At 48.0% G+C, this 26,537-nt stretch carries 28 protein-coding genes; 19 read left to right on the top strand and 9 right to left on the bottom strand.

Annotated features, from left to right (window positions below; all coding sequences use genetic code 11):
- Positions 1-42 precede the first annotated feature (42 nt).
- From MHM94_RS14930 to ccsA, 4 genes are all read right to left on the bottom strand, one after another.
- Positions 43-288, bottom strand: a complete 246-nt coding sequence (locus MHM94_RS14930) for an acyltransferase family protein (RefSeq protein ID WP_343224284.1) — start codon at positions 286-288, stop codon at positions 43-45.
- A gap of 130 nt (positions 289-418) precedes the next feature.
- Positions 419-868, bottom strand: a complete 450-nt coding sequence (locus MHM94_RS14925) for a GyrI-like domain-containing protein (RefSeq protein WP_235419731.1) — start codon at positions 866-868, stop codon at positions 419-421.
- Positions 869-1,168: 300 nt separating this feature from the next.
- Positions 1,169-2,452 (bottom strand): HlyC/CorC family transporter, encoded by a 1,284-nt coding sequence (locus MHM94_RS14920; RefSeq protein WP_235419730.1) that lies wholly within the window; start codon positions 2,450-2,452, stop codon positions 1,169-1,171.
- Between the two features lie 90 nt (positions 2,453-2,542).
- The gene (gene ccsA / locus MHM94_RS14915) at positions 2,543-3,349 is read right to left on the bottom strand and encodes a cytochrome c biogenesis protein CcsA (RefSeq protein ID WP_022945759.1); all 807 of its coding nucleotides are present in this window, start codon (positions 3,347-3,349) and stop codon (positions 2,543-2,545) included.
- Between the two features lie 167 nt (positions 3,350-3,516).
- On the opposite strand from ccsA, the gene ffh reads away from it, so the two are divergent.
- From ffh to tyrA, 8 genes are all read left to right on the top strand, one after another.
- A complete protein-coding gene (gene ffh, locus MHM94_RS14910; protein WP_022945758.1) occupies positions 3,517-4,899 on the top strand; it encodes a signal recognition particle protein in 1,383 nt (460 codons plus the stop codon).
- 114 nt (positions 4,900-5,013) lie between these two features.
- Positions 5,014-5,538 (top strand): DUF3750 domain-containing protein, encoded by a 525-nt coding sequence (locus tag MHM94_RS14905; RefSeq protein ID WP_235419729.1) that lies wholly within the window; start codon positions 5,014-5,016, stop codon positions 5,536-5,538.
- A complete protein-coding gene (locus MHM94_RS14900) occupies positions 5,528-6,031 on the top strand; it encodes a GNAT family protein (RefSeq protein ID WP_235419728.1) in 504 nt (167 codons plus the stop codon). Before MHM94_RS14905 ends, MHM94_RS14900 begins: the two co-directional genes overlap by 11 nt.
- 177 nt (positions 6,032-6,208) lie before the next feature.
- Positions 6,209-6,457, top strand: coding sequence for a 30S ribosomal protein S16 (rpsP, locus tag MHM94_RS14895; RefSeq protein ID WP_045978188.1), 249 nt, complete (start codon positions 6,209-6,211; stop codon positions 6,455-6,457).
- Between the two features lie 17 nt (positions 6,458-6,474).
- Positions 6,475-7,011 (top strand): ribosome maturation factor RimM, encoded by a 537-nt coding sequence (gene rimM, locus MHM94_RS14890; RefSeq protein ID WP_022945754.1) that lies wholly within the window; start codon positions 6,475-6,477, stop codon positions 7,009-7,011.
- Positions 7,011-7,763, top strand: a complete 753-nt coding sequence (gene trmD / locus MHM94_RS14885; protein ID WP_022945753.1) for a tRNA (guanosine(37)-N1)-methyltransferase TrmD — start codon at positions 7,011-7,013, stop codon at positions 7,761-7,763. The genes rimM and trmD overlap by 1 nt, the downstream gene beginning before the upstream one ends.
- 44 nt (positions 7,764-7,807) lie before the next feature.
- Positions 7,808-8,167 (top strand): 50S ribosomal protein L19, encoded by a 360-nt coding sequence (gene rplS / locus MHM94_RS14880; protein ID WP_022945752.1) that lies wholly within the window; start codon positions 7,808-7,810, stop codon positions 8,165-8,167.
- Between the two features lie 216 nt (positions 8,168-8,383).
- A complete protein-coding gene (gene tyrA / locus MHM94_RS14875; RefSeq protein WP_235419727.1) occupies positions 8,384-9,523 on the top strand; it encodes a bifunctional chorismate mutase/prephenate dehydrogenase in 1,140 nt (379 codons plus the stop codon).
- 69 nt (positions 9,524-9,592) lie between these two features.
- Here the strand turns inward: tyrA and MHM94_RS14870 are convergent, their stop codons facing one another.
- Positions 9,593-10,750 (bottom strand): chorismate mutase, encoded by a 1,158-nt coding sequence (locus tag MHM94_RS14870; RefSeq protein ID WP_138588746.1) that lies wholly within the window; start codon positions 10,748-10,750, stop codon positions 9,593-9,595.
- A 435-nt stretch (positions 10,751-11,185) separates the two neighbouring features.
- Between MHM94_RS14870 and MHM94_RS14865 the strand changes: the two genes are divergently transcribed.
- Together MHM94_RS14865 and MHM94_RS14860 are read left to right on the top strand one after the other, a co-directional pair.
- Positions 11,186-14,185 (top strand): EAL domain-containing protein, encoded by a 3,000-nt coding sequence (locus tag MHM94_RS14865; protein WP_235419726.1) that lies wholly within the window; start codon positions 11,186-11,188, stop codon positions 14,183-14,185.
- Positions 14,182-14,607 (top strand): GNAT family N-acetyltransferase, encoded by a 426-nt coding sequence (locus MHM94_RS14860; RefSeq protein WP_045978184.1) that lies wholly within the window; start codon positions 14,182-14,184, stop codon positions 14,605-14,607. The genes MHM94_RS14865 and MHM94_RS14860 overlap by 4 nt, the downstream gene beginning before the upstream one ends.
- Here MHM94_RS14860 and smrB read toward each other — a convergent pair.
- Entirely contained in the window at positions 14,604-15,167 is a 564-nt protein-coding gene (smrB, locus tag MHM94_RS14855; RefSeq protein WP_235419725.1) for an endonuclease SmrB, read from the bottom strand. The two genes, MHM94_RS14860 and smrB, sit on opposite strands and share 4 nt — an antisense overlap.
- Positions 15,168-15,255: 88 nt before the next feature.
- Between smrB and prmB the strand changes: the two genes are divergently transcribed.
- From prmB to MHM94_RS14825, 6 genes are all read left to right on the top strand, one after another.
- Positions 15,256-16,191, top strand: coding sequence for a 50S ribosomal protein L3 N(5)-glutamine methyltransferase (gene prmB / locus MHM94_RS14850; protein WP_022945747.1), 936 nt, complete (start codon positions 15,256-15,258; stop codon positions 16,189-16,191).
- A 42-nt stretch (positions 16,192-16,233) separates the two neighbouring features.
- A complete protein-coding gene (aroC, locus tag MHM94_RS14845) occupies positions 16,234-17,331 on the top strand; it encodes a chorismate synthase (RefSeq protein WP_022945746.1) in 1,098 nt (365 codons plus the stop codon).
- Between the two features lie 88 nt (positions 17,332-17,419).
- Positions 17,420-17,974: an elongation factor P hydroxylase gene (locus MHM94_RS14840; RefSeq protein WP_138588741.1), complete on the top strand. Its 555-nt coding sequence runs from the start codon at positions 17,420-17,422 to the stop codon at positions 17,972-17,974.
- Positions 17,964-19,091, top strand: a complete 1,128-nt coding sequence (locus MHM94_RS14835; RefSeq protein WP_045978181.1) for an ATP-NAD kinase family protein — start codon at positions 17,964-17,966, stop codon at positions 19,089-19,091. The genes MHM94_RS14840 and MHM94_RS14835 overlap by 11 nt, the downstream gene beginning before the upstream one ends.
- Before the next feature lie 2 nt (positions 19,092-19,093).
- Positions 19,094-19,372: a YfcL family protein gene (locus MHM94_RS14830; RefSeq protein WP_022945743.1), complete on the top strand. Its 279-nt coding sequence runs from the start codon at positions 19,094-19,096 to the stop codon at positions 19,370-19,372.
- Between the two features lie 143 nt (positions 19,373-19,515).
- Positions 19,516-21,072 carry an AbgT family transporter gene (locus MHM94_RS14825; RefSeq protein ID WP_045978180.1) on the top strand — a complete coding sequence of 519 codons (1,557 nt, stop codon included), beginning with the start codon at positions 19,516-19,518 and terminating at the stop codon, positions 21,070-21,072.
- 55 nt (positions 21,073-21,127) lie between these two features.
- Here MHM94_RS14825 and MHM94_RS14820 read toward each other — a convergent pair whose 3' ends face one another.
- On the bottom strand, positions 21,128-23,728 hold the full coding sequence (locus tag MHM94_RS14820; RefSeq protein WP_235419724.1) for a TonB-dependent receptor: 2,601 nt from the start codon (positions 23,726-23,728) through the stop codon (positions 21,128-21,130).
- Between the two features lie 400 nt (positions 23,729-24,128).
- Positions 24,129-24,611, bottom strand: a complete 483-nt coding sequence (gene smpB / locus MHM94_RS14815; protein WP_022945740.1) for an SsrA-binding protein SmpB — start codon at positions 24,609-24,611, stop codon at positions 24,129-24,131.
- 147 nt (positions 24,612-24,758) lie between these two features.
- On the opposite strand from smpB, the gene MHM94_RS14810 reads away from it, so the two are divergent.
- The 3 genes from MHM94_RS14810 to MHM94_RS14800 are packed head-to-tail and all read left to right on the top strand — an operon-like array spanning position 24,759 to position 26,060.
- Positions 24,759-25,202, top strand: a complete 444-nt coding sequence (locus MHM94_RS14810) for a type II toxin-antitoxin system RatA family toxin (RefSeq protein ID WP_022945739.1) — start codon at positions 24,759-24,761, stop codon at positions 25,200-25,202.
- Positions 25,199-25,519: an RnfH family protein gene (locus MHM94_RS14805; protein WP_022945738.1), complete on the top strand. Its 321-nt coding sequence runs from the start codon at positions 25,199-25,201 to the stop codon at positions 25,517-25,519. Before MHM94_RS14810 ends, MHM94_RS14805 begins: the two co-directional genes overlap by 4 nt.
- Positions 25,500-26,060: a YdcF family protein gene (locus tag MHM94_RS14800; RefSeq protein ID WP_235419723.1), complete on the top strand. Its 561-nt coding sequence runs from the start codon at positions 25,500-25,502 to the stop codon at positions 26,058-26,060. The genes MHM94_RS14805 and MHM94_RS14800 overlap by 20 nt, the downstream gene beginning before the upstream one ends.
- 77 nt (positions 26,061-26,137) lie before the next feature.
- On the opposite strand, the gene bamE is transcribed toward MHM94_RS14800, so the two are convergent.
- Entirely contained in the window at positions 26,138-26,500 is a 363-nt protein-coding gene (bamE, locus tag MHM94_RS14795; protein ID WP_022945736.1) for an outer membrane protein assembly factor BamE, read from the bottom strand.
- Between the last annotated feature and the right edge of the window lie 37 nt (positions 26,501-26,537).

The following is a 26,537-nucleotide window of genomic DNA, read 5'->3' as shown; positions in this document are numbered from 1 at the left end:
ATAAGTCAGCGCCAACGACCGGTTTACGCACGCAAGAGAATGTCAGAATTGATACCACTTTGTTATCAGAACTGTCAGAACAAATGACAACCAATCCAGATTAAACTCTTTACTTAAATAAGGGTATGCCATCAAAAAGCCGCTTAGTAAAAAGAATAGCATCACCCCATAGGCACCGGAGCCGCCTCCTAGTGCACCGTCAAACCAGAGGGTTATATCACTGAAATGTGTAAAGAAAACAATAAGTGCAGCGAGCCCTCGCAAGGCATTTAGCTTTCTAATTTCCAACTTAGACTCCTAATCTGAACATTATTTTTATTATAATTCGCCGTAGGGCGTGAAGAGTTAGCGCTACAGTTGAAATTATTAACTAACATTATTGCAGCGAGTTATTGCTAGGTTTACCGGCTGGTTATGCTTATTTTACTGCAATATAAATATCTACTTCATTATCATTTTTATAGTACTCAAAATCTGTTGTATAGGCCCGTTGATAGGGGCAATTAGGTGAGTCGAAATAGTGCCAAACTTCGCGCCAAAGTTTTATAACTGCTTGTGGCATTTCACCATTTGATGAAAAAATGAGGTACTTACCTGAACGAACTTCGATATGTATCAATTCTGATATCATCTTTGGTGATAATGTGTCCGAGCACGCGATCACATCAAAAGCCCCAGTAAAATCAGATTCATAGTTTGTGTATAAACCAAATATTCTTGATTGACCGGTTAGGTGTGGGGCCGCATTTGTGTTGAACTTAGCCCAAAGGTTGCTAATCTTTGCTCGAGCAGGGGTGGCTTCGTCTTCATTCGTAGTGCGAGCCAAAAAACCTGTCACTGCAAAGCCATCTAATTTATGTATCTTCATATCGCTTCCTTGCTATTTAACTATGTACTGCCTGTATACCCGGCCTAGCGCATATTATTTATCCATAAAGTCATGAAGTTAGCAAAGGCAAAGGATAATGTCTAAGTATATGTTGGGCGCTGAAAGCGAGCATGACTCCTTAAGGGGCATTTCTCGCGCTTATTTTTTAGCGACCACAAATGCAGTTAGGTTATAAACCGATTTGGTTTGTGGGTCTTTTTATCGCTTTGCGGACTTTTAGGTTGGTTGAACATGGACAGAGGCTGCTACCTGGAAAAGGTAGCAGCCCTAAAAGGGTGGCTAGTCTTTAGACTTCTTGCGACGCTGCTGTGGGAGCACACGTACCAGCTTAATCATGTTTTCTTTTACTTCCATGACCTCAATCGGGTAGCCCTCAATTTTAAGCCCTAAATTGGCGTCGGGAATATCTTCTAAATATTCGACAATCAGGCCGCTAAGAGTTTTTGGCCCATCTTGGGGAAGGTGCCAACCCATTTCTTTATTGAGGTCACGAATATTGGCACCGCCATCAACTAGCACGGAGCCATCATCCTGCTGACTGACTTCCTCGCTTGGTGGCCGGGTTTGTGTGGTGGTGAAGTCGCCAACTACTTCTTCGAGAATATCCTCAAGTGTGACTAGGCCTTGAATATCACCATATTCGTCAACAACTAAGCCAATACGCTCTTTAACTTGCTGAAACTTGTGTAACTGGGTATTCAAAGAGGTGCCTTCGGGAATAAAGTAAATCTCCCTTACTGCGCGAAGCAGCGACGACTTATTAAACTGCTCTTTGGTGAGTAGACGAAGTGCGTCTCGAGCATGAATAAAGCCCACAGCATCATCGATTTGGTCACGATATAAAAGCACCCGGGTGTGCTGCAAGTTAGTGAGCTGCTTACTGATCACCTTCCAATCATCATTAACATCAATGGCGTTAATTTCATTACGCGGGATCATAATGTCCTCCACGGTGACCTGCTCAAGGTCTAAAATCGACGTCAGCATGCTTTTGTGCTTGGCCGGCAACATGGCCCCGGCTTCACTTACCACGGTTTTCAGCTCTTCTTTAGAAAGGCTGTGCTCTTCCATTTGCTCTGGGCTAAAGCCAAGCAGACGCAACAAACCGTTAGTGATCCAGTTTAGGGCAATCACAAAAGGCAAAGTTAAGCGCAGCAAATTTTTAAGAATCAGCGAGCTTGGAAATGCGATTTTCTCTGGGTACAGGGCGGCAATGGTTTTCGGAGTCACCTCTGCAAAGACCAATAAAATAAAGGTCAACCCAAAAGTGGCCACCGCTAAGCCGACAACATCGCCAAACAGGCGAATACCAATAATCGTGGACACTGAAGAGGCCGCAATATTAACAAGGTTATTGCCAATAAGGATCAAGCCGATAAGGCGATCAGGGCGCTTGAGTAGGCTGCTGACTCGCGTGGCTCCGGCGTGTTTTTGTTTTTCTAGGTGGCGTAGTCGAAATTTATTTATCGACAACATCCCAGTTTCGGAGCTAGAGAAGTATGCGGAGAGTACGATCAGTATTGCTAGAATGATAAACAACGTACTCGTCGATATGTCGTCCAAAGAAGGATCCTTCTATTAAAAATCAAGGTATATTAAGCGGCACTCGCCGCGCGTAGTCAAGTGAACTTGCCCTGAAGATAAAGTAATTGCTTAAAAACGCTGCAATATTACTTCTTGGACAAAGCGACTGCCAAAATAGGCAAGAGTGAGTAGGCCAGCACCGACCATAATGGTGATCACAGAGGATTTGCCGCGCCAACCTCGCAGCTTGCGGCCAATAACAACGGCTAAAAACACCCCCCAGGCGATAATGGAAAGCACCGTTTTATGCGCGTTTTCAATAGCCAGCATGGAATCTAGGAATACAAACCCAGAGAGCAGGGCGAGGCTCAACAAAGCTGTGCCAACAAACACTAATTGGTAAAGTTGCCGTTCGACCACCATCAGCGGTGGCAGGTGGCTGTATACAATGGCTAGGTCTTTGCGTTTAAGGCGTTTGTCGATGAAATAAAACTGCACCGCATACAAGGTAGCAATCACCAGCACGCAATAAGCCAGCAGTGAAATAGAGATATGTGTCACTAACCCAATTTCCAGGCGAATACTTTGCACGATGATATCGTGCGGCATAAATAGGCTAGCGAATAATAAAATAGTGGCAAACCCATACACGACAGGTAGCAATAAGGTGGCAGGAAAGCGCAGTGACACGGCGGTCACTGATAATACGATAACCCAGCAGGTCAGCAGCGATACATTAATAAAAGATAGGTCTTGGCCTTGGGTGGTGAATACCGCATTTACGAGCAACACCATGTGCGTCAAAATCGCAAGCGTACTGAGGATCACCGTGGTTTTTTGCGATGGGCCTTTGGCATCAAACAAGCGAGACAATACGTGCGCGGTAGCAGCACCGTAAAAAGCACAACTCAACAGTGTCAAAATTGTAATCAGCATGATGACCTTTTTTGCTCGTAGTTATTATTCCATCAAGAAGCCATTGTATTTAAAGCGAACACGCTTGCCTAGATCTAATTGCCTTTGCTTTGCACTTGGTGCTGGGATTTGCCCCCCGCTTTCAGTTATAATCGGCGAAAATGTAAGTAGCAACGGAATCGTTAGCGATGTTTGAAAATCTGCAGGAACGATTAGGGAAGACCCTAAAAACCATCAGTGGCCGTGGCCGCCTCACTGAAGACAATATTAAAGAGACGCTGCGTGAAGTGCGTATGGCTTTGCTTGAAGCTGACGTCGCTTTGCCCGTTGTTCGTGATTTCGTCAAGCAAGTCAAAGAGCGTGCCGTCGGCACAGAGGTGACTAAAAGCCTGACTCCTGGCCAAGTGTTTGTCAAAATAGTCCGTGAAGAGCTTGAAAAAGCCATGGGCGAGGCTAACGAAGAACTTAACCTCAATGCCCAGCCGCCCGCAGTCATTATGATGGCTGGCTTACAAGGGGCGGGTAAAACCACCAGTGTTGGCAAGTTGGCGAAGTTCCTAAAAGAGCGCAAGAAAAAGTCGGTATTGGTGGTGAGTGCCGATATTTATCGACCAGCGGCAATTAAACAGCTTGAAACCTTAGCATCTGAAGTAGATGTCGAGTTTTTCCCCAGCGACACCTCGCAAGACCCAGTTGATATCGCCAATGGCGCCATTGCTCACGCCAAGAAAAAGTTTATTGATGTGGTGTTAGTGGATACCGCCGGTCGTCTTCACGTTGATGAAGACATGATGAGCGAGATTAAAGCACTGCACAGTGCTATTAACCCAATTGAAACGCTGTTCGTGGTTGATTCCATGACTGGTCAGGATGCGGCGAATACCGCGAAAGCTTTTGATGAAGCACTACCACTTAGTGGCGTGATCTTAACTAAGACCGATGGTGATGCCCGTGGTGGTGCCGCGCTATCGATTCGCCATATTACCGGTAAACCCATTAAGTTTATCGGTGTTGGTGAGCGTAGCGATGCTCTAGAGCCGTTCCACCCCGACCGTGTTGCGTCGCGTATTCTCGGTATGGGCGACGTTTTGTCTCTTATCGAAGAAGTGGAAATGAAGGTCGATAAAGACAAAGCTGCAAAAGTGGCGGATAAGGTCTTTAAAGGCAGCGGCTTTACATTAGAGGACTTTGCTGACCAACTGCGACAAATGAAAAACATGGGTGGCATGATGTCCATGCTTGATAAGTTGCCGGGCATGAGTAACTTACCTGAAGGAGTAAAAGGGCAAGTTAACGACAAAACATTTGTGCAAATGGAAGCCATTATCAACTCCATGACACCGAAAGAGCGCGCGCGTCCGGAAATTATTAAAGGCTCACGCAAAAAGCGTATTGCTGCGGGCTCTGGCACACAAGTGCAAGACATCAACAAGCTGTTGAAGCAATTTACACAGATGCAGAAAATGATGAAAAAGATGAAAGGCAAAGGCGGCATGATGAAAATGATGCGCGGCATGAAAGGGATGATGCCACCAGGAATGATGGGTGGCCCCGGCGGCCCTAAGTTCTGAGCCAATGCGTTATATAAAAAAAGCGTGACAACCGTCGCGCTTTTTTTTTGCGTTGCAAAGCGCGTTAAGCGGTGAAATAGTAGGTTCTATATCAATGTAACAAGCGAGGTTGATGTGAGAGCGCTAGTTATTACCATGCTTTTTTGGGTATTGGTTGGCTGTACTAGCACGGATTGGCGTACTGCCAGTCGTGAAAGTGCAGGCATTTCGCAGCCGGTGAGTGAGCCGGGGGCGGTGATTGAGTTTTATGCCGCTGATGCATTCAGCTGGCGTGGTTGGTTTGCCGTGCATACTTGGCTTGCAATAAAAGAGCAGGGGGCACAGCAGTATACAGTGTATGAAGTGGTCGGCTGGGGCGTGGACCAAGGTCGACCGGCTTTGCGCAGCTATAAAACATCCACACCTGATCGTTACTGGTACGGTGCTAAGCCTGATAAATTTCATGTGGTCAGCGGCGCCAAAGCAGCGGAGCTTATTCCCAAAATCCAAGCGGCTGCGCAGCAGTATCCATGGGTAAACGAATACACGCTCTTTCCAGGGCCGAACAGCAATACCTTTCCCGCATGGATAGGCAGGCAAGTTCCCGAACTTGAACTGGCGATGCCTTTTAGTGCTATTGGCAGTGGTTATGGCGATTAGCTTACGTCGTTTTGCCCGAGGCGATGAGCACGCGTTAGTGTCTTTGCTTAATAATGCCCAGGTACAACGTTTCTTATCGCCCAAAATCCCCTATCCTTACACTGAGGCGGATGCCAGTTGGTGGGTTCGAGAGGGCGCTCAAAGCGAGCACATCTATGCCATAGAGCACGATAATGAGTTGATTGGCTGTATCAGTGCCACAGTGGGGCAGTTCGAGTACGCTAAATCAGCTGAGGTAGATTATTGGCTGGGTCAGCCTTATTGGCACCAAGGCTTTGCGAGTGAAGCGCTGCAACAGCTATTAAGCAAGCTCGCTCATGGAACTGATTTACTGCGCCTGCATGCAGTCGTATTTGCAGGGAATAAAGGTTCTCAGGCGCTGTTAACGCGCTGTGGCTTTGTCCTCGAAGGACGACTAAGGCAAGCGATAGTGAAGCAGGGCCAGCGTGTTGATGGCCTTATTTATGGGCTATTACTTGACGACATACGCTGAACAAACCGGCCTTTAGCGACAGCTCAAAAGCCAAGATCATCATTTAACCCACACAAACCACGTATTTAATGCAGTTCTTACTTGCATTGTGGCAAAAAATTCGTACAATTCCCGAGCTTCCCTGTATGGGGAAGTTTCACTTATTAATGAAAACAGTCAATCTATTTAGAGGACGGTATGGTAACTATTCGTTTGCAACGTGGTGGCGCTAAGAAGCGTCCTTTCTATCAAATTGTGGTTGCGGATAGCCGTTTCTCGCGTGACGGTCGTTTCATCGAGAAAGTAGGTTTCTTTAACCCTATTGCTGCTGGTCAGGAAGAAAAACTTCGTCTAGACCTTGCCCGTGTTGATCACTGGGTAGGCCAAGGCGCGTCTCTTTCAGATCGCGTAGCAAAGCTAGTTAAAGACGCTCGTAAAGCGGCTTAATAGGCGTAAGTGTAACCATGAGTCAACAAGAGCAAGCCTCAACAATCGTCGTTGGCAAACTCGGAGCCCCGTATGGGATCAAGGGTTGGCTTAAGGTGCATTCATTTACTGATGATCCCCAAGGGATCTTCGATTTCAGCCCATGGTTGATAGGGCAACAAGGTAAATGGCAAACCTTTGAAGTGAGTGACTGGCGTCGCCACAACAAAGGCTTTATCGCCAAGTTTGCGCAAATTAATGACCGTGACCAAGCAATGGCTATGACCAATGCGGAAATCTCGGTTGAAGTGGCGCAATTACCAGAGCTTCCCGAAGGGGAGTTTTATTGGCGAGATCTCATCGGCATGGCCGTGGTAACCACAAAAGGTTATGACTTAGGTCAAGTTGATGACTTGATGGAGACAGGCTCGAATGATGTGCTGGTTGTGAAAGCAAACAGTAAAGATGCATTCGGCAAAGGCGAGCGTTTAATCCCATTTTTGACCGATTCGGTCATTATTAATGTGGACCATGACGAGCGTCAGATTACTGTGGACTGGGACCCAGGCTTTTAATGGCACAAACACCGTTTTGGATGGGGGTAATAAGCCTCTTTCCAGAGATGTTTTCGGCAATTACTGAGCAGGGCGTAACAGGCCGCGCAGTGAAACGTGGTTTAATCGACTTTCACTGCTGGAACCCGCGCGATTATGCAACGGATAAGCATCGTACCGTGGACGACCGCCCTTATGGTGGAGGTCCAGGCATGTTGATGATGGTTGAACCATTGAAGCAGGCCATACTCGATGCGAAAGCTGCGGCAGGCGAGGGCGCTAAGGTAATTTACATGTCCCCACAAGGGCGAAAACTAGATCAGCAAGGCGCACAAGAGCTCGCTCAGTGCGATAAACTGATTTTAGTAGCTGGTCGTTATGAAGGTATAGATGAACGGCTCATCGAATCCTATATCGATGAAGAATGGTCGATTGGGGATTTTATCCTCAGCGGCGGTGAACTACCGGCCATGACATTAATTGACGCTGTTGCGCGATTAGTGCCAGGGGTGTTAGGTCATAACCAATCGGCTGAGCAAGATTCATTTTCGGATGGCTTGCTCGATTGTCCGCACTATACCCGGCCAGAGATATTGGATGGCAAAGCGGTTCCACCGATTCTACTCAGTGGTAACCACCAAGCAATCGCAAAATGGCGGCAAAAGCAGTCATTAGGGAGAACTTGGCAAAGACGTCCAGACTTGTTGCAAAACCTAGCTCTGACTGAGGAGCAAGCGCAGTTACTCGCTGAATATCAGCAAGAAAACTCATAGCTTGTGGCTAGAAGACAGTTACACCTAGGAAAGTGAGAAATAAAATGGCAAAAGTAAACCAAAATATTATTAAAGAGCTTGAAGCTGAACAGCTTAAGCAAGACGTACCAAGCTTCGGCGCTGGTGACACAGTTGTTGTACAGGTACGTGTAAAAGAGGGTAACAAAGAGCGTCTACAGGCCTTTGAAGGTGTTGTAATCGCTAAGCGTAACCGTGGCCTACACTCTGCATTCACCGTGCGTAAAATTTCAAGCGGTGAAGGCGTTGAGCGTGTATTCCAAACGCACAGCCCACTTGTAGATAGCATCACAGTTAAGCGTCGCGGTGCAGTACGTCGCGCGAAACTTTACTACTTGCGTGAGCGTTCTGGTAAGTCTGCACGTATTAAAGAAAAACTTAATTAATACGCGCGTTTTACTAAGACGTGATAAAGCGGGCCAGCTAGTAATAGCTGGCCCGCTTTGGTTTTTACAGGCAGCGCCTTATGCTTCCTCTCGCTGCAGGTGACTCCTCGCATATTATTCAACACCTTGTTACCTCTTGCCCCTTTTCCTGACTTACTAATATTGCTACTATCGATGTATTAATTAGTTTACCGAGTGTAATTTTAAGTTTACATCATGACCTCAGAGCAGCAGCTAGCCCAACTTCGCAATCAAATCGATGCCTGTGATACCGAACTCGTTCGCCTCCTTGCCAAGCGTAACCAAATCACCGAGCAGGTAGGCAAAATAAAGCAACAAAGCGGCGCTCCTTTGCATGCCCCCGAACGCGAGGCGGCGTTGATCGCGGCTCGGCGTAAAGAGGCTGAAGAAGCGGCGGTCAATCCTGACTTGGTCGAAGATATTTTGCGGCGCATGATGCGAGAGGCCTATCAAAACCAACAAAGTGAATTAGCTTGCGTTTGCAAGTCGCTCAATCCGGTGGCGATTGTCGGTGGCCGTGGAGCGATGGGGCAACTATTTGCTAAGCAGCTTACCCGTAGTGGTGTTGAGGTGCGTATTATTGACCGCCAAGAACAGCAAAGTGGCGAAGCTGCAAAGTTACTCAAAGGCGCTAAATGTGTGCTTATTAGTGTACCTATCAACGCCGTAGAGGAGGTTGTCGCCAACCTTCCTGCTTTGGACGACGATGCCTTGCTAGTTGATATCACGTCTGTGAAAGAAAAGCCCTTAGCGGCGCTAACTAACAAACACAGCGGTCCGGTATTGGGCTTGCACCCGATGTTTGGACCAGATATTAGCCATTGGGTTAAACAAACGGTGGTGGTGTGCAAAGACGTAGAGAGTGAAGCGGGTGAGGCGTTGTTGGCTCAGCTTAAAGTGTGGGGGTGTCAACTTGTCACTATGAGCGCACGTAAACACGACGAAGCCATGCAAATAATCCAGGTTATGCGCCACTTAACCACCTTCGTATATGGCCAGTTTCTAGCTAAACAAGAACATAGCTTAGCAGAAATTCGCGATTGCTCGTCCCCTATCTATCAGCTGGAATTAATGATGGTGGGCCGTTTGTTTGCACAAAGCCCGGAGCTCTATAGCGACATCATGCTTGCGCAGTTTGAGCGCGTAGAGCCGCTCTTGGAGGCGTATAAAAATACCTATGAACATACTTTAAGCATGCTGCGTGATAAAGACAAAGAGGCGTTAATGACCGCATTCTCTGATGCAAAAGTGTTCTTTAGTGATGCCAGCGATCAGTTCTTAAGCCAAAGCCGAGCTTTGTTAAATAAAGCTAACGATGCCAAGGTGTTAGGTTAGTATTTGCTTTATCAAAGATGTGTTCCGTGTGTAGAAAGGCATTGATGGCGCCTTTCTACACAGACAGGATTACATTTTTGGCGTAACCGCTTTAAGCGATTCACTTTGGTAGCAGCCTAAAACGCGAATAAACTCAGTGAAGGGTTTAAGCTCTTCTAAGGCTTGATTAACATTAGGGTCGTCGATGTTCGCTTCTAAGTCGACATAAAACACTTCTTCCCAAGGGTTGCCTGGCACCGGGCGAGACTCTAGTTTCACTAAGTTAATTTCACGCTGTTTGAAAATCATTAGAGCATCAGCTAAGGCGCCCACTTGCTGCGAGGTCGACATAATTAGCGATGTTTTTGTGGGGATTTGCATTGATACCTGAAGCGGTTTGCGGGCAACCACAATGAAGCGGCTGTGGTTTTCACTTTGATTAGCAATCGCCGTTTGCAGCACCTCTAACCCTAAATGCTTACCGGCCTGCGCCGAGCCAATTGCCGCGCTGTGCTCGCACTCAAGCGCTGCCTTCATTGCACTGGTGGTGGAGTCGCAATGCTCGAGCTGAATCTGATCTAACCCTTGAATAAACCGGCTGCACTGAGCGAATGGCTGAGGGTGGCCAAAGAGCTTATTGATATCGCCCAGCTCGGTCCCTGGTTTGGCTAATACACAGTGCTCAACGCTGTGGGTTACTTCACCGACAATCGACACCTGGGCATGTTGCAAGAGGTCAAACACCTCATTAATACTGCCAGAGCTGGTATTTTCAATAGGCAGTACGCCAAAGTCTGCTTGGCCTTTTTCCACTGCGCCGGTGATTTCATCAAATTGTGAACAACCAAGTTCCACGAGCTTGCCTGGGCGGCGGCTGAAATACTTATGTACGGCCAGTTGCGAGTACGAGCCTTGCCCTCCTAAGTAAGTGACGCGGTTGGTCGTCCCTAAGGCTTCGGGGTTGAGGTTTTGTTGCAACATGGCCTGTTGGTGCAACACCGAGTCCTCTAAAATACGCTGGAACACATTGTTGATATAATAAGCGTCTAACCCTAAGGATTTGCCATAACTTATCAAGTTCTCCAGCAGTGCCTGTTCCCGGGCTTCATCACGTATGGGTTTATTGTTGTTAATTTTATACTCCACAACGGAGTGTGCGATACGGCGGCGTTTAGCCAGCAAAATCAAAAGCTCGGAGTCTATTTCGTTAATATCCCGGCGCAATGCATGCAGCGTTTCGTTAGTCATTATTAGGTTTCCTCATTCCCAAAACGAAAAAAGCCTCCCGGTGGGGAGGCTTTAGCATAAGGTGAATCTCACGTACTCGCTATCGGCCTCCCTAACAAGGGCGGAAGATAAAAAAGCGAAAAAATACGAAAGAGATACTGTTCATACTTTCAATCTACTGGTTCCACTCTATGCAAGTCAACAGCTAAATCGGGCTAATTTGATATTTCTCAATTTAATGTCTTAGCGCCGGTAAACTAGGTGAGTAGAAAACGTTATTGTGTTACAAATACTGTGCGAACTAGCAACGCGGTGTTATAGCTCATACCTTTGTATGGGCTGCAATACCGTGCAATCAATTATTCCACGAAAAAGGTTTATATAAGTGCCTGAGGCCTGTTATATTTGCTAGCTGGCTAAAAGTACATTAATCCAGAGACTTAAAAAGGATAGGCAGTGGTCTACAGGCGTCCGCCATCTCGGTTTGGCATTCATTCCCTCAGCATCAAGCTCTCGGCATTGATCTCTGCTATTTGTTTGATTGCCGGTATTTTTGCGGCGGTGCTGATGCTCAAGTCAGAGCAAAAGCAGTTGATGTTTGAAGAGCATGAACAGTTAAACCAATATAGTGCACGTTTTATCGGTCAGTTTGGCCGTTTTATTGATACCAAAACCAACATTGCTGAGCAGGCCAACGAGGTCGTTAAACGCGCTTTATTCACTCACACCAACACCAACGCTTCCTTTAAGTCACCTCAATTTATAATTACCGATGAACTAACGCTGCGCAGCATGTCTGATGATGGCCTTTCTGCTGCCATCATCCCGAAAAAGAACTATTCACCTGCCTACGAGCGACTGTTTGCAAAATCAGAGCAGCTTTGGCAGGTCATCTCACCCACGTTGATTCAAGACTATTTTAATTTCTATTTGCTGACCGAGGATGACTTTGTCCGAGTGGCGCCGCCGAACTGGGCATTGGATGTGCCAGCGGATTATCGCGCCGTGAACTCATTGAATTTCGATCGCGTTAATGAGCAAAATAACCCCACCCGTCAGGCAGTGTGGACGCCGGTGTACTATGACCCTATCTGGGGCAAATGGATTGTCAGTATTGTCACGCCCATTTATAAGCAGGATCAGCACGTCGCGCTAACAGGTGCGGATTTAGAACTGGATAAATTACTCGAATACTTACCAATAGATGACCCACATCAGCAGATGTTTGTTGTTGATGCACAGGGACAGTTATTGGCTCACCCGCGCTTAGACAATGCCACCTACCAACGCTATGGCCGCCAAGGTAAACCGCTACGCATGTCTGACTTTATTAACCCTAAACTGGTTGAATTAGTCAGTGGGGCGCTGCGCTTAAAACTGCCAACGGTGACAGAGCAATTCAGTTATGAGGGAGAGAATTACCTTACCACGATTCGCAAAGTTGAAGGGCTGGATTGGTACGTAGGCATTTACCGTAAGCAATCCAGTGCTTTAGAAGCGCTTGAGGCATTGCAAATAAAGTTCTTAGGGCTGTTTATTCTCTACGCCATTCTCGTTGCTCTGCTACTACACCAAGCTTTGTATCAGCTCGTGCTTCGGCGCATTTATTTGCTTGTGAATGCGGTATCCAGCTTTGGCAAAGGCAAAATGGACACCGACTTCCCGCCAGAGAGTAAAGATGAAATAGGCGTTCTCAATGGCTCATTTAAAGACATGAGTGTCGAGCTGAGTAACACCATAACCGGGCTTAATCAGCGTATTAAAGAAAAAGAAGTGGCCGAGCAGGCAGCCAACCGGCTCTCTAAAGCGGTCGCTTACTCTGGTACTGGGGTGTTGATCACCAACTATCAACTGCAAATTGAGTATGTGAACCCGAAAATGCTGGAGATGACCGGGTACAGCGAAGAGCACTTTATTGAGGCCAAATTACTCAGTGTTATTGCCCGGGAAATGGCGATTCTCAACGAAGACATTGAGTTTGATTTACGCTCACGTAATTATTGGCGTGGTGACACCATGCTGCAGCACATTGACGGTCGAGCCATATGGGTATCGCTCAGTATTTCTCCCATCCGTAATGAGGAAGGGGATGTCGATAGCTACGTCGTTTCCGCGCAAGACATTTCCTTTGTAAAAGAGAGTCAGCGCAAAATGGAGCAGCTGGCTTATTTTGATACCCTTACCGGTTTGGCCAACCGTACTTTCTTCCGCATGCAGCTACGTAAGTCGATGGCGCTCGCGGATAGAGGGCATTATGCTTTTGCCTTGTTTTACTTCGACCTTGATGAATTTAAACGAATTAATGACACCTTGGGCCATGATGTCGGTGACCAATTGCTGGTGGAGGTAGCTCGGCGCCTCAAAAACCGTCTTCGTACCGAAGACACCATTGCCCGTTTAGGCGGTGATGAATTTGCGGTATTACTCAGTGGTATTGAAAGTCATGAGCGTGCAAAAGAAGTCGCCAACACCATTCAGCGCACTCTTAATCAGCCTATTCAGCTTGGCAATAACGAGGTGATTGTGAGTGCCAGTATTGGTATTACCATGGCGCCCGATGACAGTAGCGAAGAGGATCAATTGCTTAAGCACGCTGATTTGGCAATGTACGAGGCTAAGGCAAAAGGCAAAAATACCTATCATTTCTACTCCAAAGAGCTTAATGCTGCTGCAAACGAGCGCTTATACATAGAGAATGAGCTACGCCAAGGGATCCGTGATAGTCAATTTCATCTTCATTACCAGCCACAGGTTGATAGCCGTGATGGCCGTATTCTCGGTTTTGAGGCATTGGTGCGCTGGACTCACCCTGTGCAAGGTCCCATTTCACCATTTAAGTTTATTCCCATCGCTGAAGCCACAGGACTCATTGTTGAGCTTGGCGAGTGGGTGATGCGCGAGGCGTGCGCATTCTCGGCGCGTCGAGCTAAAGCCGGGCTTGAAGCCAATGTATCAGTGAACTTATCAGCGCGGCAGTTCCAAGACGCTAACCTCATTGCCACTATGAGTAAAACCTTGCGTGAATCTGGTATTGCCCCTGACAAGCTCCACCTTGAGCTCACTGAATCTATGTTAATGGGAGACGTCGATACCGCTATTTCGCAGTTGCTTGAAATGAAGCGTTTGGGCGTGTCTATTTCCATTGATGACTTTGGCACCGGCTACTCGTCGCTAAGCTATTTAAAACGTTTCCCGGTTGATGTGCTGAAAGTGGATCGCTCTTTTGTGCAAGATATCCCTGAAGACTCTAATGACATGGAGATCACCGCAGCTATTATTGCTATGGCACAAAAATTAAACCTCAATGTTGTTGCTGAAGGGGTTGAAACGAAAGAGCAAATGGAGTTTTTGAAAGCCAATAACTGTTTTATTGTGCAGGGCTATTACTTTAGTCGTCCGCTGGAAGAGGGAGCGGTCAATGCGTTGCCTGAACACCTCGAAGTGGAAGCCCCATGAGTTCAGTGCATATAGATACAGACAAAGCAAAGCTGCAGTTTGACGTGATCCACGGGTTTATAAGCCGCACTTACTGGGCTAAAGATATTCCTGCTGCGGTGATGCGTCGTGCCATCGATAACTCCTTGTGCTTTGGCGCCTATAACCAGCGGGGCGAGCAAGTAGCCTTTGCCCGCGTGACCACGGATTACGCCACATTCGCTTATCTGGCTGATGTGTTTGTATTGCAGCATTATCAAGGACAGGGGATAGGCAAAGCGCTTATTGCTGAGGTGGTCGCCCACCCTGAGCTGCAAGGGTTGCGGCGTTTTATGCTCGCCACCTTCGATGCGCACGATTTATATCGTCAGTTTGGTTTTAACGCCATTGATGATCCAAGCATTTTGATGCAGCGTCATAATGCCGATATATACCAAGCCTAAAGAAGTGGGCTGACATCCACGGGCAAGTCAATAAGAATTAACAACGCCCCTTTACCGCCATATTCTAGTGGCGCTTGGTGCATGGCAATCACATCAGGATGCTGCACCAGATATTGCGGCACTTTGTGCTTTAACACCCGCTCACCAATACCATGCACTACACACGCACAGGCCACATGCTGTTTTTTGCAGGCGCTGATCAGCGCTGCTAATTCCTGTTTGACCGTTTCTTTGTTGAGGCCGTGCAAGTCGAGGATCAGTTCCGGGTTGTAATCGCCACGACGCAACTGCTTTGCCAGATAGCGGTCTTCTCCTGCTTTGACATAGCTAATGGTGCTGTGTGTATCTATGTCGGGAATATACTCGTCTGAAAAGTAGAATTCGGTATTAGTTTGGCGCTCCACTTGTTGGCGCTGAGCGATCGGCTTTTTCTGTTGCCCAGTCAAACGCACGGTGTCATTTTTGACCCGCTTGGTGGCGCCAATGCTTTGGCGAAATAAATCGATGTCCTGTTGCGACAATGGCTGTGCGTCAGGTGCTGTTGGTTGCTGTTTTTTCATGGTCGAGAGTTTAGCCAAAAAAAGCATAAAAACCTAGCGTTAAACACGCTACAATGGCGCTATTAAGGGATAACGAGCGTTTACAAACATGAGCGACATTTTGCTAACCGACGCCCAGCGCGAAGATGCTGAGCACACCTTAGAAACTATCAATGATTGGCTGCGTTGGGCCACAAGTCAGTTCAGTGGTCATGGCTTATTCTTTGGCCATGGTACTGATAATGCTTGGGATGAAGCCGTAGCTCTGGTATTACCGGCACTGCATTTACCTATGGATGCGCCGAACACGCTTCTTAGTAGCCGTTTAACCACAGCTGAAAAGCTGCATTTGAGTGTGCTGATTGCAAAACGTATTAATGAGCGCACACCCGTGGCGTATCTAACCAATCAAGCATATTTCGCTGGCATGCCATTTTATGTAGATGAGCGGGTATTAGTGCCGCGCTCACCGTTTGCAGAGCTCATCTCGCAGCAGTTTTCACCTTGGGTGCAAGAGCCCGAAAATGTAATGCGTATACTCGATATGTGTACTGGCTCAGGCTGTATTGCTATAGCCTTAGCGCAGGCATTTGAAAATGCGCTGGTGGATGCTGTGGACATCTCCCCTGATGCACTGGCCGTGGCAGATATCAATATCCAGGATTATCAGCTGCAAGATAGGGTATTACCGATTTTATCCGATGTATTTAGCGGCGTAGGCCAAGAAAAATACGACTTGATTATTGCCAACCCGCCTTATGTTGATGCTGAGGATATGGGCGATTTACCTCAAGAGTTTCACCATGAACCGGAGTTAGGGCTGGCTTCGGGTGAAGATGGCTTGGATGTGACCCGCCAGTTACTTGCTAACGCAGCACAGCATCTAACAGATAACGGTTTGTTATTTGTTGAGGTGGGCAACTCTATGGTACACATGGAAGCGCTATACCCCGAGGTACCCTTCACATGGCTTGAGTTTGAGCAGGGTGGTTTAGGGGTGTTTATGATTTCAAAAGCCGATTTAGATGCCCACTTTGGCAGCTAGGTTGGCGACTAGGTAACGCCATTTTTGGAATGAGGAAAGAACATGGCAGGTAACAGTATAGGGCAGCTATTTAAGCTCTCTACCTTTGGCGAAAGCCACGGGCCAGCGCTAGGGGGGGTGGTCGATGGCTGCCCACCTGGGCTGGAGCTTAATGAGGCTGACTTACAACACGACTTAGACCGGCGCAAACCGGGGCAAAGCCGCTACACTACGGCGCGCCGAGAGGCGGATGAGGTGAAAATTCTCTCTGGGGTGTTTGAAGGCAAAACTACCGGCACCAGTATTGGCCTGGTGATTGAAAACACCGATCAACGCTCCAAAGACTACAGCAAAATTAAAGATGTGTTTCGCCCAGGCCATGGTGATTACAGCTATTGGCATAAATATGGTGTGCGTGATTACCGTGGTGGGGGGCGCTCTTCAGCTAGAGAAACTGCTATTCGCGTCGCTGCGGGGGCAATAGCGAAAAAGTACCTGAAACAATTTCACGGTATCGAGGTGCAAGGGTGCTTATCGCAACTAGGGCCTATTAAAGCGCAGCAGTATGATTGGAATGAAGTGCATAACAATGCTTTTTTCTTCCCTGATGCCAGTCAAATTGATGCCCTTGATGAGTATATGCGAGATTTAAAAAAGCAGGGCGACTCCATCGGCGCAAAGGTCACGGTCGTGGCTAAAAGTGTGCCGGTAGGTTTGGGCGAGCCTGTGTTTGACCGTCTTGATGCAGAACTGGCGCACTCATTGATGAGCATCAACGCGGTTAAAGGGGTGGAGATTGGTGATGGCTTTGCCGTGGTCGAGCAAAAAGGCTCTCAAGGTCGCGATGAGCTCACTCCACAAGGCTTTACCTCCAATCATGCTGGCGGTGTGTTAGCGGGCATCTCTACTGGCCAAGATATCGTTGCCAGCATCGCCCTCAAGCCCACGTCAAGCATTACCGTGGTGGGGCAGAGTATTAACACTCGCAATGAGGCGGTAGAAATGATCACTAAAGGCCGTCATGACCCTTGCGTAGGTATTCGTGCGGTGCCTATTGCTGAGGCGATGATGGCCATTACCTTGATGGACCACCTATTGCGTCAACGGGCGCAAAACCCTCATGTGGCCCATGAGTTTGGGCCTATCCCAGGGCAAAAATAAATAAAGTGACGCAGCCAACAGGGCTGCGTTTTTACTTTGCCTCGCAAAATCCGTACAATCCTGCGGTGTTTTTGTTTTCAATTTTGTTATGCACCACGTTGATGAATTAATCGCGCTATTTGAGCGCACGTTTTATGCGGATTACACCACCCGCTTGGTGCGCGGTGAGGACGAGCCCATTTACTTGCCTGCAGACGAACATTGCGGTTATCACCGGATTGTCTTTGCCCATGGATTTTTCGCAAGTGCTCTGCATGAGATTGCTCATTGGCTTGTTGCCGGTGCTGAGCGCAGAACTCGTGAAGACTACGGTTACTGGTACTGCCCTGATGGGCGCAGTAAAGAGCAACAGCAGGCATTTGAGCAGGTGGAAGTGCATCCACAAGCAATTGAATGGGCGTTGTCTCTGGCGGCGGGTTTTCCCTTTAATGTGTCAGCGGATAATCTCGGTGGTGAGCAAACCTGCCGATTCCGTTTTCAGCAACGAGTGTACGACAAGCTAGTCAGGCTTATTGAGCAGGGCTTTAATGCTCGCACTGAGCGCCTATTGCAAGCCTTGAGTCAGCATTATCAGCAACCTTACCCACTGACGCCAGAGCGGGTGCAGTGGCGGGGTATACAGGAGCAACGCGATGCGCTTTAAACTAGGTTTAATTGTTAATCCCTTGGCTGGGCTTGGGGGGTCCGTTGCGCTTAAAGGCAGTGATGGTGCGCAAACGGCAGCCAAAGCCATCGCCCTTGGCGCCGAGCCGAAAGCGAACCTACGTACCCGTGCGGCCCTAGAGCAGCTTCTCGCTTATCGCGAGCAACTGTGTATTTACACTGTCAATGATTCCATGGGTGAACAAGTCGCCAAAGAGCTCGGCTTTGACGTTGAAGTGGTGTATCACAGTGAGCGCTCAACCACGGCTCAAGACACTGAGCTGGCGGCAAAAGCGCTGCAGGCTATAGGTGTGGATCTATTATTGTTTGCCGGAGGCGATGGCACCGCTAGAAATATCTGTCATGCCATTGATGATGCGTTGCCGGCGCTGGGCATTCCTGCGGGCTGTAAAATTCACTCAGGCGTGTATGCCATTACCCCAAAAGCGGCGGGTAGGGTGGTTGAAATGCTGGTTAAAGGCGAGCTGGTGACCCTTAGCGAAAGTGATGTTATGGACATTGATGAGCAGGCTTTTCGCCAAGGTGCAGTGCGCGCCAAACGCTACGGCGAGCTGCGCGTTCCCAGCGAGTTACGCTATGTGCAAGCAGTGAAAAATGCCGGCGGTAAAGAAGTCGATGAGTTAGTGCTTGCTGACATCGCAGCCTTTGTTGTCAGTGAGATGGATGAACAATACCAGTATATTATGGGCTCCGGTTCTACGGTTGCAGCAGTCATGGAAGAAATGGGCCTAGAGAACACCTTGCTAGGGGTGGATTTAGTTCAAGATCAAGCGTTGATAGGGCAGGACATGACCGCGCAGCAGTTGCTCAGTGCTGTCGAGCAGGCGCCAACCAAACTGGTTATTACCCTCATTGGTGGCCAAGGGCATTTATTCGGTCGAGGCAACCAGCAACTGAGCCCAGCGCTTATTCGCGCTATAGGAAAAGACAATATCATCGTTGTTGCTACGAAAAGCAAACTGCAAGCGCTGCAAGGGCGGCCATTGGTTTGCGATACCGGCGACAGCGAACTAGACGACGAATTATCCGGTTATATACAAATAACCACAGGCTTTAATGACCATGTGCTCTATGCCGTGGGCCACTTTGAGGAGTAGTAATGCCTTACACACAGTATGTCGATGCGGCACAGCAGTTTTTTGATGATTTGGTTGATAATGCCGATGACGACCAGCTCTTCGCGGGCGGTTATCTGCGCGGCCACTTTGATTTGGCTGTCGGTTATGCGCAGGTAGAGAACTTGCCGTTAACCCCAGATGAGCTCAACCAACAGGTGGAAGAAAGCTTGGTGAAGGCCTATCAAAATGGTGAGCTGGATGACACCGACCGAGATCATGTGGTGGTGATTTGGGAGCAAGTTAAGGCGCTTGCCAACTAGCCCCATTGCGTTACACGAATACCTAAAAACACCAGCTAGCTGGTGTTTTTGTCTATATAGCCTTTATGGGCATTTTGCAGTAGTCTGCACAGTGGAAATTGCGTGGCGGATGTTCACGCACTCGCTTTAGCTAAGGAGTGATAATGAATAATAATAACGGTGGCCAGCAAGGAGCTGCACCAACTGGCGCTATCGCGCGCTTTTTAAATACTATTGAGCATGTGGGGAACAAGTTGCCCGATCCGGCAATGATTTTCTTGTTCTCTATGTTACTGATCTGGGTGCTTTCCTGGGTATTCTCAGGCGTTACCTTTGATGTCATTGACCCGCGCACCAATGCGCCTATTGTGGTTAATAACCTCCTCACCGGTGATGCGTTAGCGGGCTTTCTCGCCTCGATGGTGAAGACCTTCACCGGCTTTGCGCCACTAGGTGTGGTGCTGGTGGCGATGCTTGGTGTTGGCGTTGCTGAACACAGTGGCTATATCAATACCGGCATTAAGCTGATGCTTAAACGCACTCCGCAAGCCTTACTTACACCGATGATTATTTTGGTCGGTATTGTATCGCATACCGCGACAGACGCCGGCTATGTATTAGTGATCCCACTTGCCGGGGTTATTTTCTACGCCATGGGGCGTCACCCATTGGCGGGTATCGCAGCGGCATTTGCCGGTGTGAGCGGTGGCTTTAGTGCTAACTTTATTCCCTCAGGTATCGACCCGCTATTACAAAGCTTTACCCAAAGTGCGGCGCAGATCATTAACCCAACAATGGAAATCAACCCGCTTAACAATTACTACTTTACCTCAATGTCGAGTATCTTCATTGTCTTGGTGGGGTGGTATATCACCGACAAGATTATTGAGCCACGGTTAAAGAACTCTCCGGTTGATGGTAATACCGATGAATTGCCGGCTTTTGAAACGGCGACCTCGAAAGAAAAGAAAGCCTTCTTTATTGCCACTGCAGTGATGCTCGCTGGCTTGGCGCTGTTAGCGTATGTAGCTAGTTTAGGTGACTCACCACTGCGCGCCGAAAATGGCAAGCTGGCTGATTTTAGCGCACCAATCATGCAATCCATCGTACCGCTTATTTTCTTATTGTTCTGGATCCCAGGGGCGGTGTATGGCTTTGTTGCCGGTACTTTCCAATCCTCAAAAGACATGGTGATGGCGATGACCAAAGCCATGGAAGGGATGGCTTATTATGTGGTGATGGCGTTCTTCTGTGCGCTATTTATTGCCGCATTCGCACAGTCTAATCTGGGTGCATTACTGGCGATTGAGGGCGCAGCAGTCTTGAAAGCCTTGTCCTTGCCAAGTGGCGTGACTATTGTCGGTATTATCTTTTTAACTGGCTTTGTAAACTTGTTTGTCGGCTCAAGCTCGGCGAAATGGGCACTACTTGGGCCTATCTTTGTACCAATGTTAATGCAGCTTAATATCTCTCCTGATTTAACTCAGGCTGCTTATCGTGTTGGTGATTCAAGCTCAAACATTATTACGCCATTGATGCCTTACTTCCCGCTGGTGGTGGTGTATTGCCAAAAGTATGTGAAAAATACCGGTATAGGTACGCTGATAGCGATGATGTTGCCTTACTCTATCGCCTTTTTGATTGGCTGGAGCATCTTCTTGCTAGCCTATTGGGGCTTAGATATTCCATTGGGTATTCAATCTTCGTATACCTATGGTTAAGGGTTGAACCCAGCAAAAAGGCCGCGATATTCGCGGCCTTTTTTGTGTGAGTGGCTTAGTTAAAACGCCACGTTAAGTTGGTGTATACGTAGCGTCCACGGGGGTTATGGATAGACGATACATAACCGTAAAGGTCAGAATCACCATCGCCAATGGCAAATGGCGGCTCGTCGTCAAAGAGGTTATTCACACCCACAGATACGCGTACTGCATCATTGATGTGATAAGCACCTTGAATATCGACGAGGGTTTGCGAGGCAACATCACGAGAAATCTCGGTGTCGAAATCCAGGTTACCATCGAAGTCGATATCCGGCGTGTCCTCGAATGAACCGATATAGCTGATATTCATATTGACGTTGAAGTCGTTGAATTCCCAGTTCGTGCTAAACAAGCCACGGTGTTTGGGATACTCGTACTCGCCAATGTATTCACGGTCATCTTTGTTGAACTCATGCATGTAAGACCATTCAAGGTTGAACTTCAATAGTCCCATGTCGGCAAGGTCCATGCTGTAGTTGGTTGATAAATCAACCCCTGACGCTTCTTGTGACGAGACGTTCTCAAAGGTGCTATTGACGGTTTGAATAACACCTAGCGCCTCGCCATTGGCCGGTGGCAAGCGTACACACACGGTGCTGTTTTGATCGTTACAGTGCGTGTTGTAAATCATACCGAAGTCTTGCTCGTCGATTTTGTTATCCTGTTCAATGCTCCACACATCAACAGAGATACCTAAATCGGTGGTGGGTGCCCAAATAGCACCAACGTTCCAAGACTCAGACTCTTCAGCTTCTAAGTCTGGGTTACCAGCAAACTCGATATTGTAATCAAGTAGATCGCAATCTTGTCCGGTGGCTTGACAGCGATAGGTATCGACGAAGAATTGGCTTTCTTCTGATGGGCCTAGGCCGATCTGCGCCAAAGACGGCGCGCGGAAGCCTTGTGCCCATGAACCACGCAGGGAAAACTCATCACTAGGCGCCCATTTCAAGGCAACCTTAGGGTTAGTGGTAGAGCCAAAATCACTGTAGTCATCGTGACGACCGGCTAATTGCAACTCTAAGTCATCGCGCAGAGGAATGGAGAACTCCACATAAGCCGCCCACTGGTCACGCTCTGCAGCGGCAGAGACGGACTCAGTACCAAAGATAAGGCCGCGCTGGAACTGATCGTCAGGCACATCGCTGACATCTTCTTCACGGTACTCAAGGCCTGCAGCCATCATCACCATGGCATCGTTAAATTCGAACGCTTCACCACTGATACTGGCATCAAAAGAAGTCATATGCGACTCACCACGGCGCACTAAGCTGGTGGTAATGCGGTCAATCACCGCCGGATCGTTTTGGACACCGCCGAAGGGATTATAGTTACCGGCATCAATCTCCTGCTGTAGGAAGTCAACACGGACCCAACCCATAGAGCGATCGCCTGTTTGCTCTGACTTAGAGCGGCCTTTTTGCGCGGCCACTTCCCAGTCCCAGTCGTTGATAACACCGCGCAAGCCAGCTACAAAGCGCAGTGTATCAGACTCGATATCCCAACGACGAGGACCCGCATCAACAGTACGATAACGACCAATTTCAATGTCTTGTCCGAACGGGTTGTTAGGGTGGGAGCCCGGAACGGTAAGGCCTGCGTCTTCATCAAGTGGTGTTGGTGCACCACCGGCTTCAGAGGTGTTGTGCTGCGCTGCAATTTCCAAAAACGCAGTGATATCGTTATCGAAGTTGTAATCAAACTGAGCAATGGCGCCTACGCGCTCTGCAGGAGGCGTGATAAAACCGTACGGACCATAGTCAAACAAACAGCTGCCACTGGCGGTGGCACTCTCGGGTGGACAGTTCGGGTCGATAGTCTTTTCACCATTGACGTAAAAGTAGCCAGGGAAACCACGTGATGAACGAAAATCCATGCCACCATAAGGCGCTTGGTTTGCGGTACCCAGTTTACCCATTTCTGCAGACTCTAAACCGGTATTCTTAAAGTAGTCCAGAATCACCGACGCACTGCCTTTATCACTGGTTGTGCCCCATACTAAACTCGCAGTGGTTTCATCATAATCGGGGCCGGTCGTTTCTCCGTAGCCAAGGTTGATTTCAATCCCTTCAATGTCTTTTTTCAAAATTACGTTCACTACCCCAGCAACAGCGTCTGAGCCATAAATGGCCGAGGCGCCGTCCTTAAGGATATCGATACGTTCAATGGCTGATACTGGAATCGAGTTGATATCGACAAAAGAATTGGTGATGCTCTCGGCGAAGGCGCTGATGGCGACTCGGCGGCCATTAATAAGCACCAAAGTGGCATCCGGTCCTAGCCCCCGTAAGCTAACAGCGGCGCCGCCGTTTGCGGTTGAGTCTTGGTTGTTGCCGCGAGTAGAGAAGGTGCCGTTACCAGCTACAGGCATACGTTCTAGCAATTGTTGCAAGTTGTCGTAGCCCATATTGGCAATGTCTTCTTTACCTATACTTTGTACAGGAGATGGCCCTTCCATATCGGTGCGCTTAATACGCGAGCCAGTGACTTCTATTCGTTCTACACCTTCACCACCGGTTTCGTTAGCGCTGGCAACAGAGGGGAGGGATAACGCAGCAGAGCCTAAAGCGAGGCTTAGGGCAGTGCGCACAGTGCACGGAGTAAACTTTCTCATCCTGAAATCCTTGTTGTTATGTTTCCTAAAGGGAAACTTTTAGTTGTCTTAAATACATTTGCTAGAGACACCTAAGCCAATCGGCGTGGGCAAACGGCTGCATACTCAGTCAATGCGTGAGGAGTCGCCAAGAGAATCCTTTTAGCTTCCCGACTTACGGGGATGGAGTATGTCTACACGTCGTTGATTAACAATCAGTTAGGGTGACTGTCGTGAATCAAGCAAACAACATAGGATTAACATTCTTTACAAGAATTTGGCAATGACCTATTAGGGGTAATTTGTAATAAAATTTGTTATTGACCAGTGATTTAGCTGAATGCCAACTGAAGGTGATAAGTAAGGTGTTGAATTTAAGAGGGATTTCTTGAGTAATAAAAAAGCGAGCTAGAGCTCGCTTTTATCTGACTTTATGTTTCATTGTGCGCTCTTTTTCTCGAGCCCAATCTTTATCTTTGGTATCAGCACGTTTATCGTGCATTTTCTTACCTTTGGCGAGGTGGAACTCCAGTTTCACCCAGCATTTTTTCCAATACATAGCGGTGGCAACAAGCGAGTACCCTTCGCGTTCGGTTGCGCCAATAAGACGGTCAATTTCACGCTTATTCAATAGCAGCTTGCGATAGCGCATCGGATCACACACTGTGTGTGTCGAAGCACTATTAAGGGGCTGAATCTGACTCCCCAATAAAAACGCTTCACCGTTTTTAATATGAATATACGTTTCCGAGATATTGACCTTACCGGCACGGATACTCTTTACTTCCCAGCCTTGTAGTTCAACGCCAGCTTCGAATTTATCGTGTAAAAAATACTCATGGCGCGCTTTTTTATTTAGCGCGATGGTATTTGAGGTCGATTTTGCGGTTTTTTTCTTTGCCATAACGTCGCCATTATACTGATTGTCTGTGTATTTACATCATTTTTTTGCTTAGCGCTCAATGAATAAAGGGAGTTTTCTGGTTTTGCACAGGGTACTTGGGGCGCTTAAGAAAGCTTGCTAGAATTGCGGCTATTGTGAGGAGAGGTTATGCCCCAGATAGAAAAGTCAGCGCTGGTCATGTACAGCAGCCAAGAAATGTTCGACTTAGTGAATGATGTCGACGCGTACCCGCAGTTTTTGCCCCATTGTAGCGACTCCAAAGTCTTTGCTCAGGGAGACAATACCATGCGTGCCGGACTGGAGATTTCCAAGGCCGGTTTAAAAAAGTGGTTTACCACAGAAAACAAGCTCGATGAGCAAGCATATACCATTGCCTTACAGCTGGTGGATGGCCCTTTTAAGCACTTACATGGTCATTGGCATTTTAAGCCTCTTGATGAGCATGCTTGCAAGGTCAGCCTGAAATTGGAGTTTGAGTTCGCGAGCAAGCTAGTAGAAATGGCCTTTGGTCGTATTTTCAATGATGTAGCTAAAAATATGGTAAAAGCGTTTACCCAACGGGCCAAGGTCGTTTATGGGGAGCGGGCATGATTGAAGTCGAGGTCGTGTTTGCACTGCCGGACAAAGCCACCACCTTACGGGTGGAGATCCCTAAGGGCAGTACCGCAGAAGAAGCCGTGCTGAAGTCAGGCATCGTTGACAAGTGCCCTGAGATTGACATGGCGAACTTAACTTTAGGGGTGTGGAACCGCACCTGCAAGCTTGATACTGAGCTCAAACAAGGTGACCGGGTAGAAATCTATCGCCCACTTATTGCTGACCCCAAAGAGGCTCGCCGTCGTCGTGCGGAGAAAGCCAAAGAAGAGGGGCGCGCCAATAAAGTGACCGGTGGTAAAGTCAAAGAATAGCGCGCAAAGCGCTGATGGCGGGCTTTCTTACGCCGTGGTGGTTGTGCTCGGAGCACCGAATGACCGCTTTGGGCAACTGAGTGACATCGCTCGAGCCCGGGGAGAGTATGCGGCTAAGCTCTATCATCGTTTAAGTAGCCAAGGTCAGACGCATGTGCTGTGCACGGGTGGCTTTGGGGAGCACTTTAATCAATCACCCTGGCCTCATAGTGCGCTTCAACAGCAGTATTTAATAACCCAGGGCGTCGAGCGCAAGGCACTGCTTGCGCCAACGATGAGCCGCTTTACCTTTGAGGATGCACTGCTTAGTCAGCCAGTGTTGGCAGGCCATGCAAAGGCTCGCTTACACATCGTTACTTCTGGTTTTCATCTAGCACGAGTGGCGAGCATTTTTGACGCTTTATATAGCCAGTACAGACGAACTTACCATGGTTGCAAAACGCCTGTGAGTGCGAGCCAATATCAGGCATTGCTGGTTCATGAACGAAAGGTTATGGCTCGGGAGCTGCGTAACATTGCCGCTTGGCGAGCAGGGAATTAAAAAACGCGGCATGAAAGCCGCGTTTTTACAACGTAAGAGTCCAAGTTGTCAGCCTATTACGTATCACCTATGAGCGTTTATTGCTCCAAAGGAGTGTTAAATTGTTCTGGTTGCTCGTAGTCGTCAGAGATAACTCGGGCGAGTTTTTGGTCTTCAAACTCAAGCGTAAGCTGCTTGCGTTGTTCGTTTTTACGGCCCAAGTTAAATACATATAGATAGTGCCAAGTGTCGTCGTCGAACGCATCTTCGGCAACTGGTTTACCCAACACGAACAACACTTGCTCACGGGTCATATTAACGCGAAGCTGATCCACGTCAGATTGCTCTAAAAAGTTCCCTTGGGGAATGTTAATGCGGTAGACCCAACTAGAGCATGCGCTTAGAATACTGCATGACAAAACTACGGCTACGGCCAGCGAATACGGTTTTAACCACTGCATGTTCGTTTATCAGTCCTTATTAATTATTGTTAGCATG

Origin of the sequence: Pseudoalteromonas sp. CNAT2-18.1 (assembly GCF_022347865.1) — a bacterium.
GTDB lineage: Bacteria > Pseudomonadota > Gammaproteobacteria > Enterobacterales > Alteromonadaceae > Pseudoalteromonas > Pseudoalteromonas ruthenica.
This window is presented reverse-complemented; position numbering and strand designations above follow the sequence as displayed.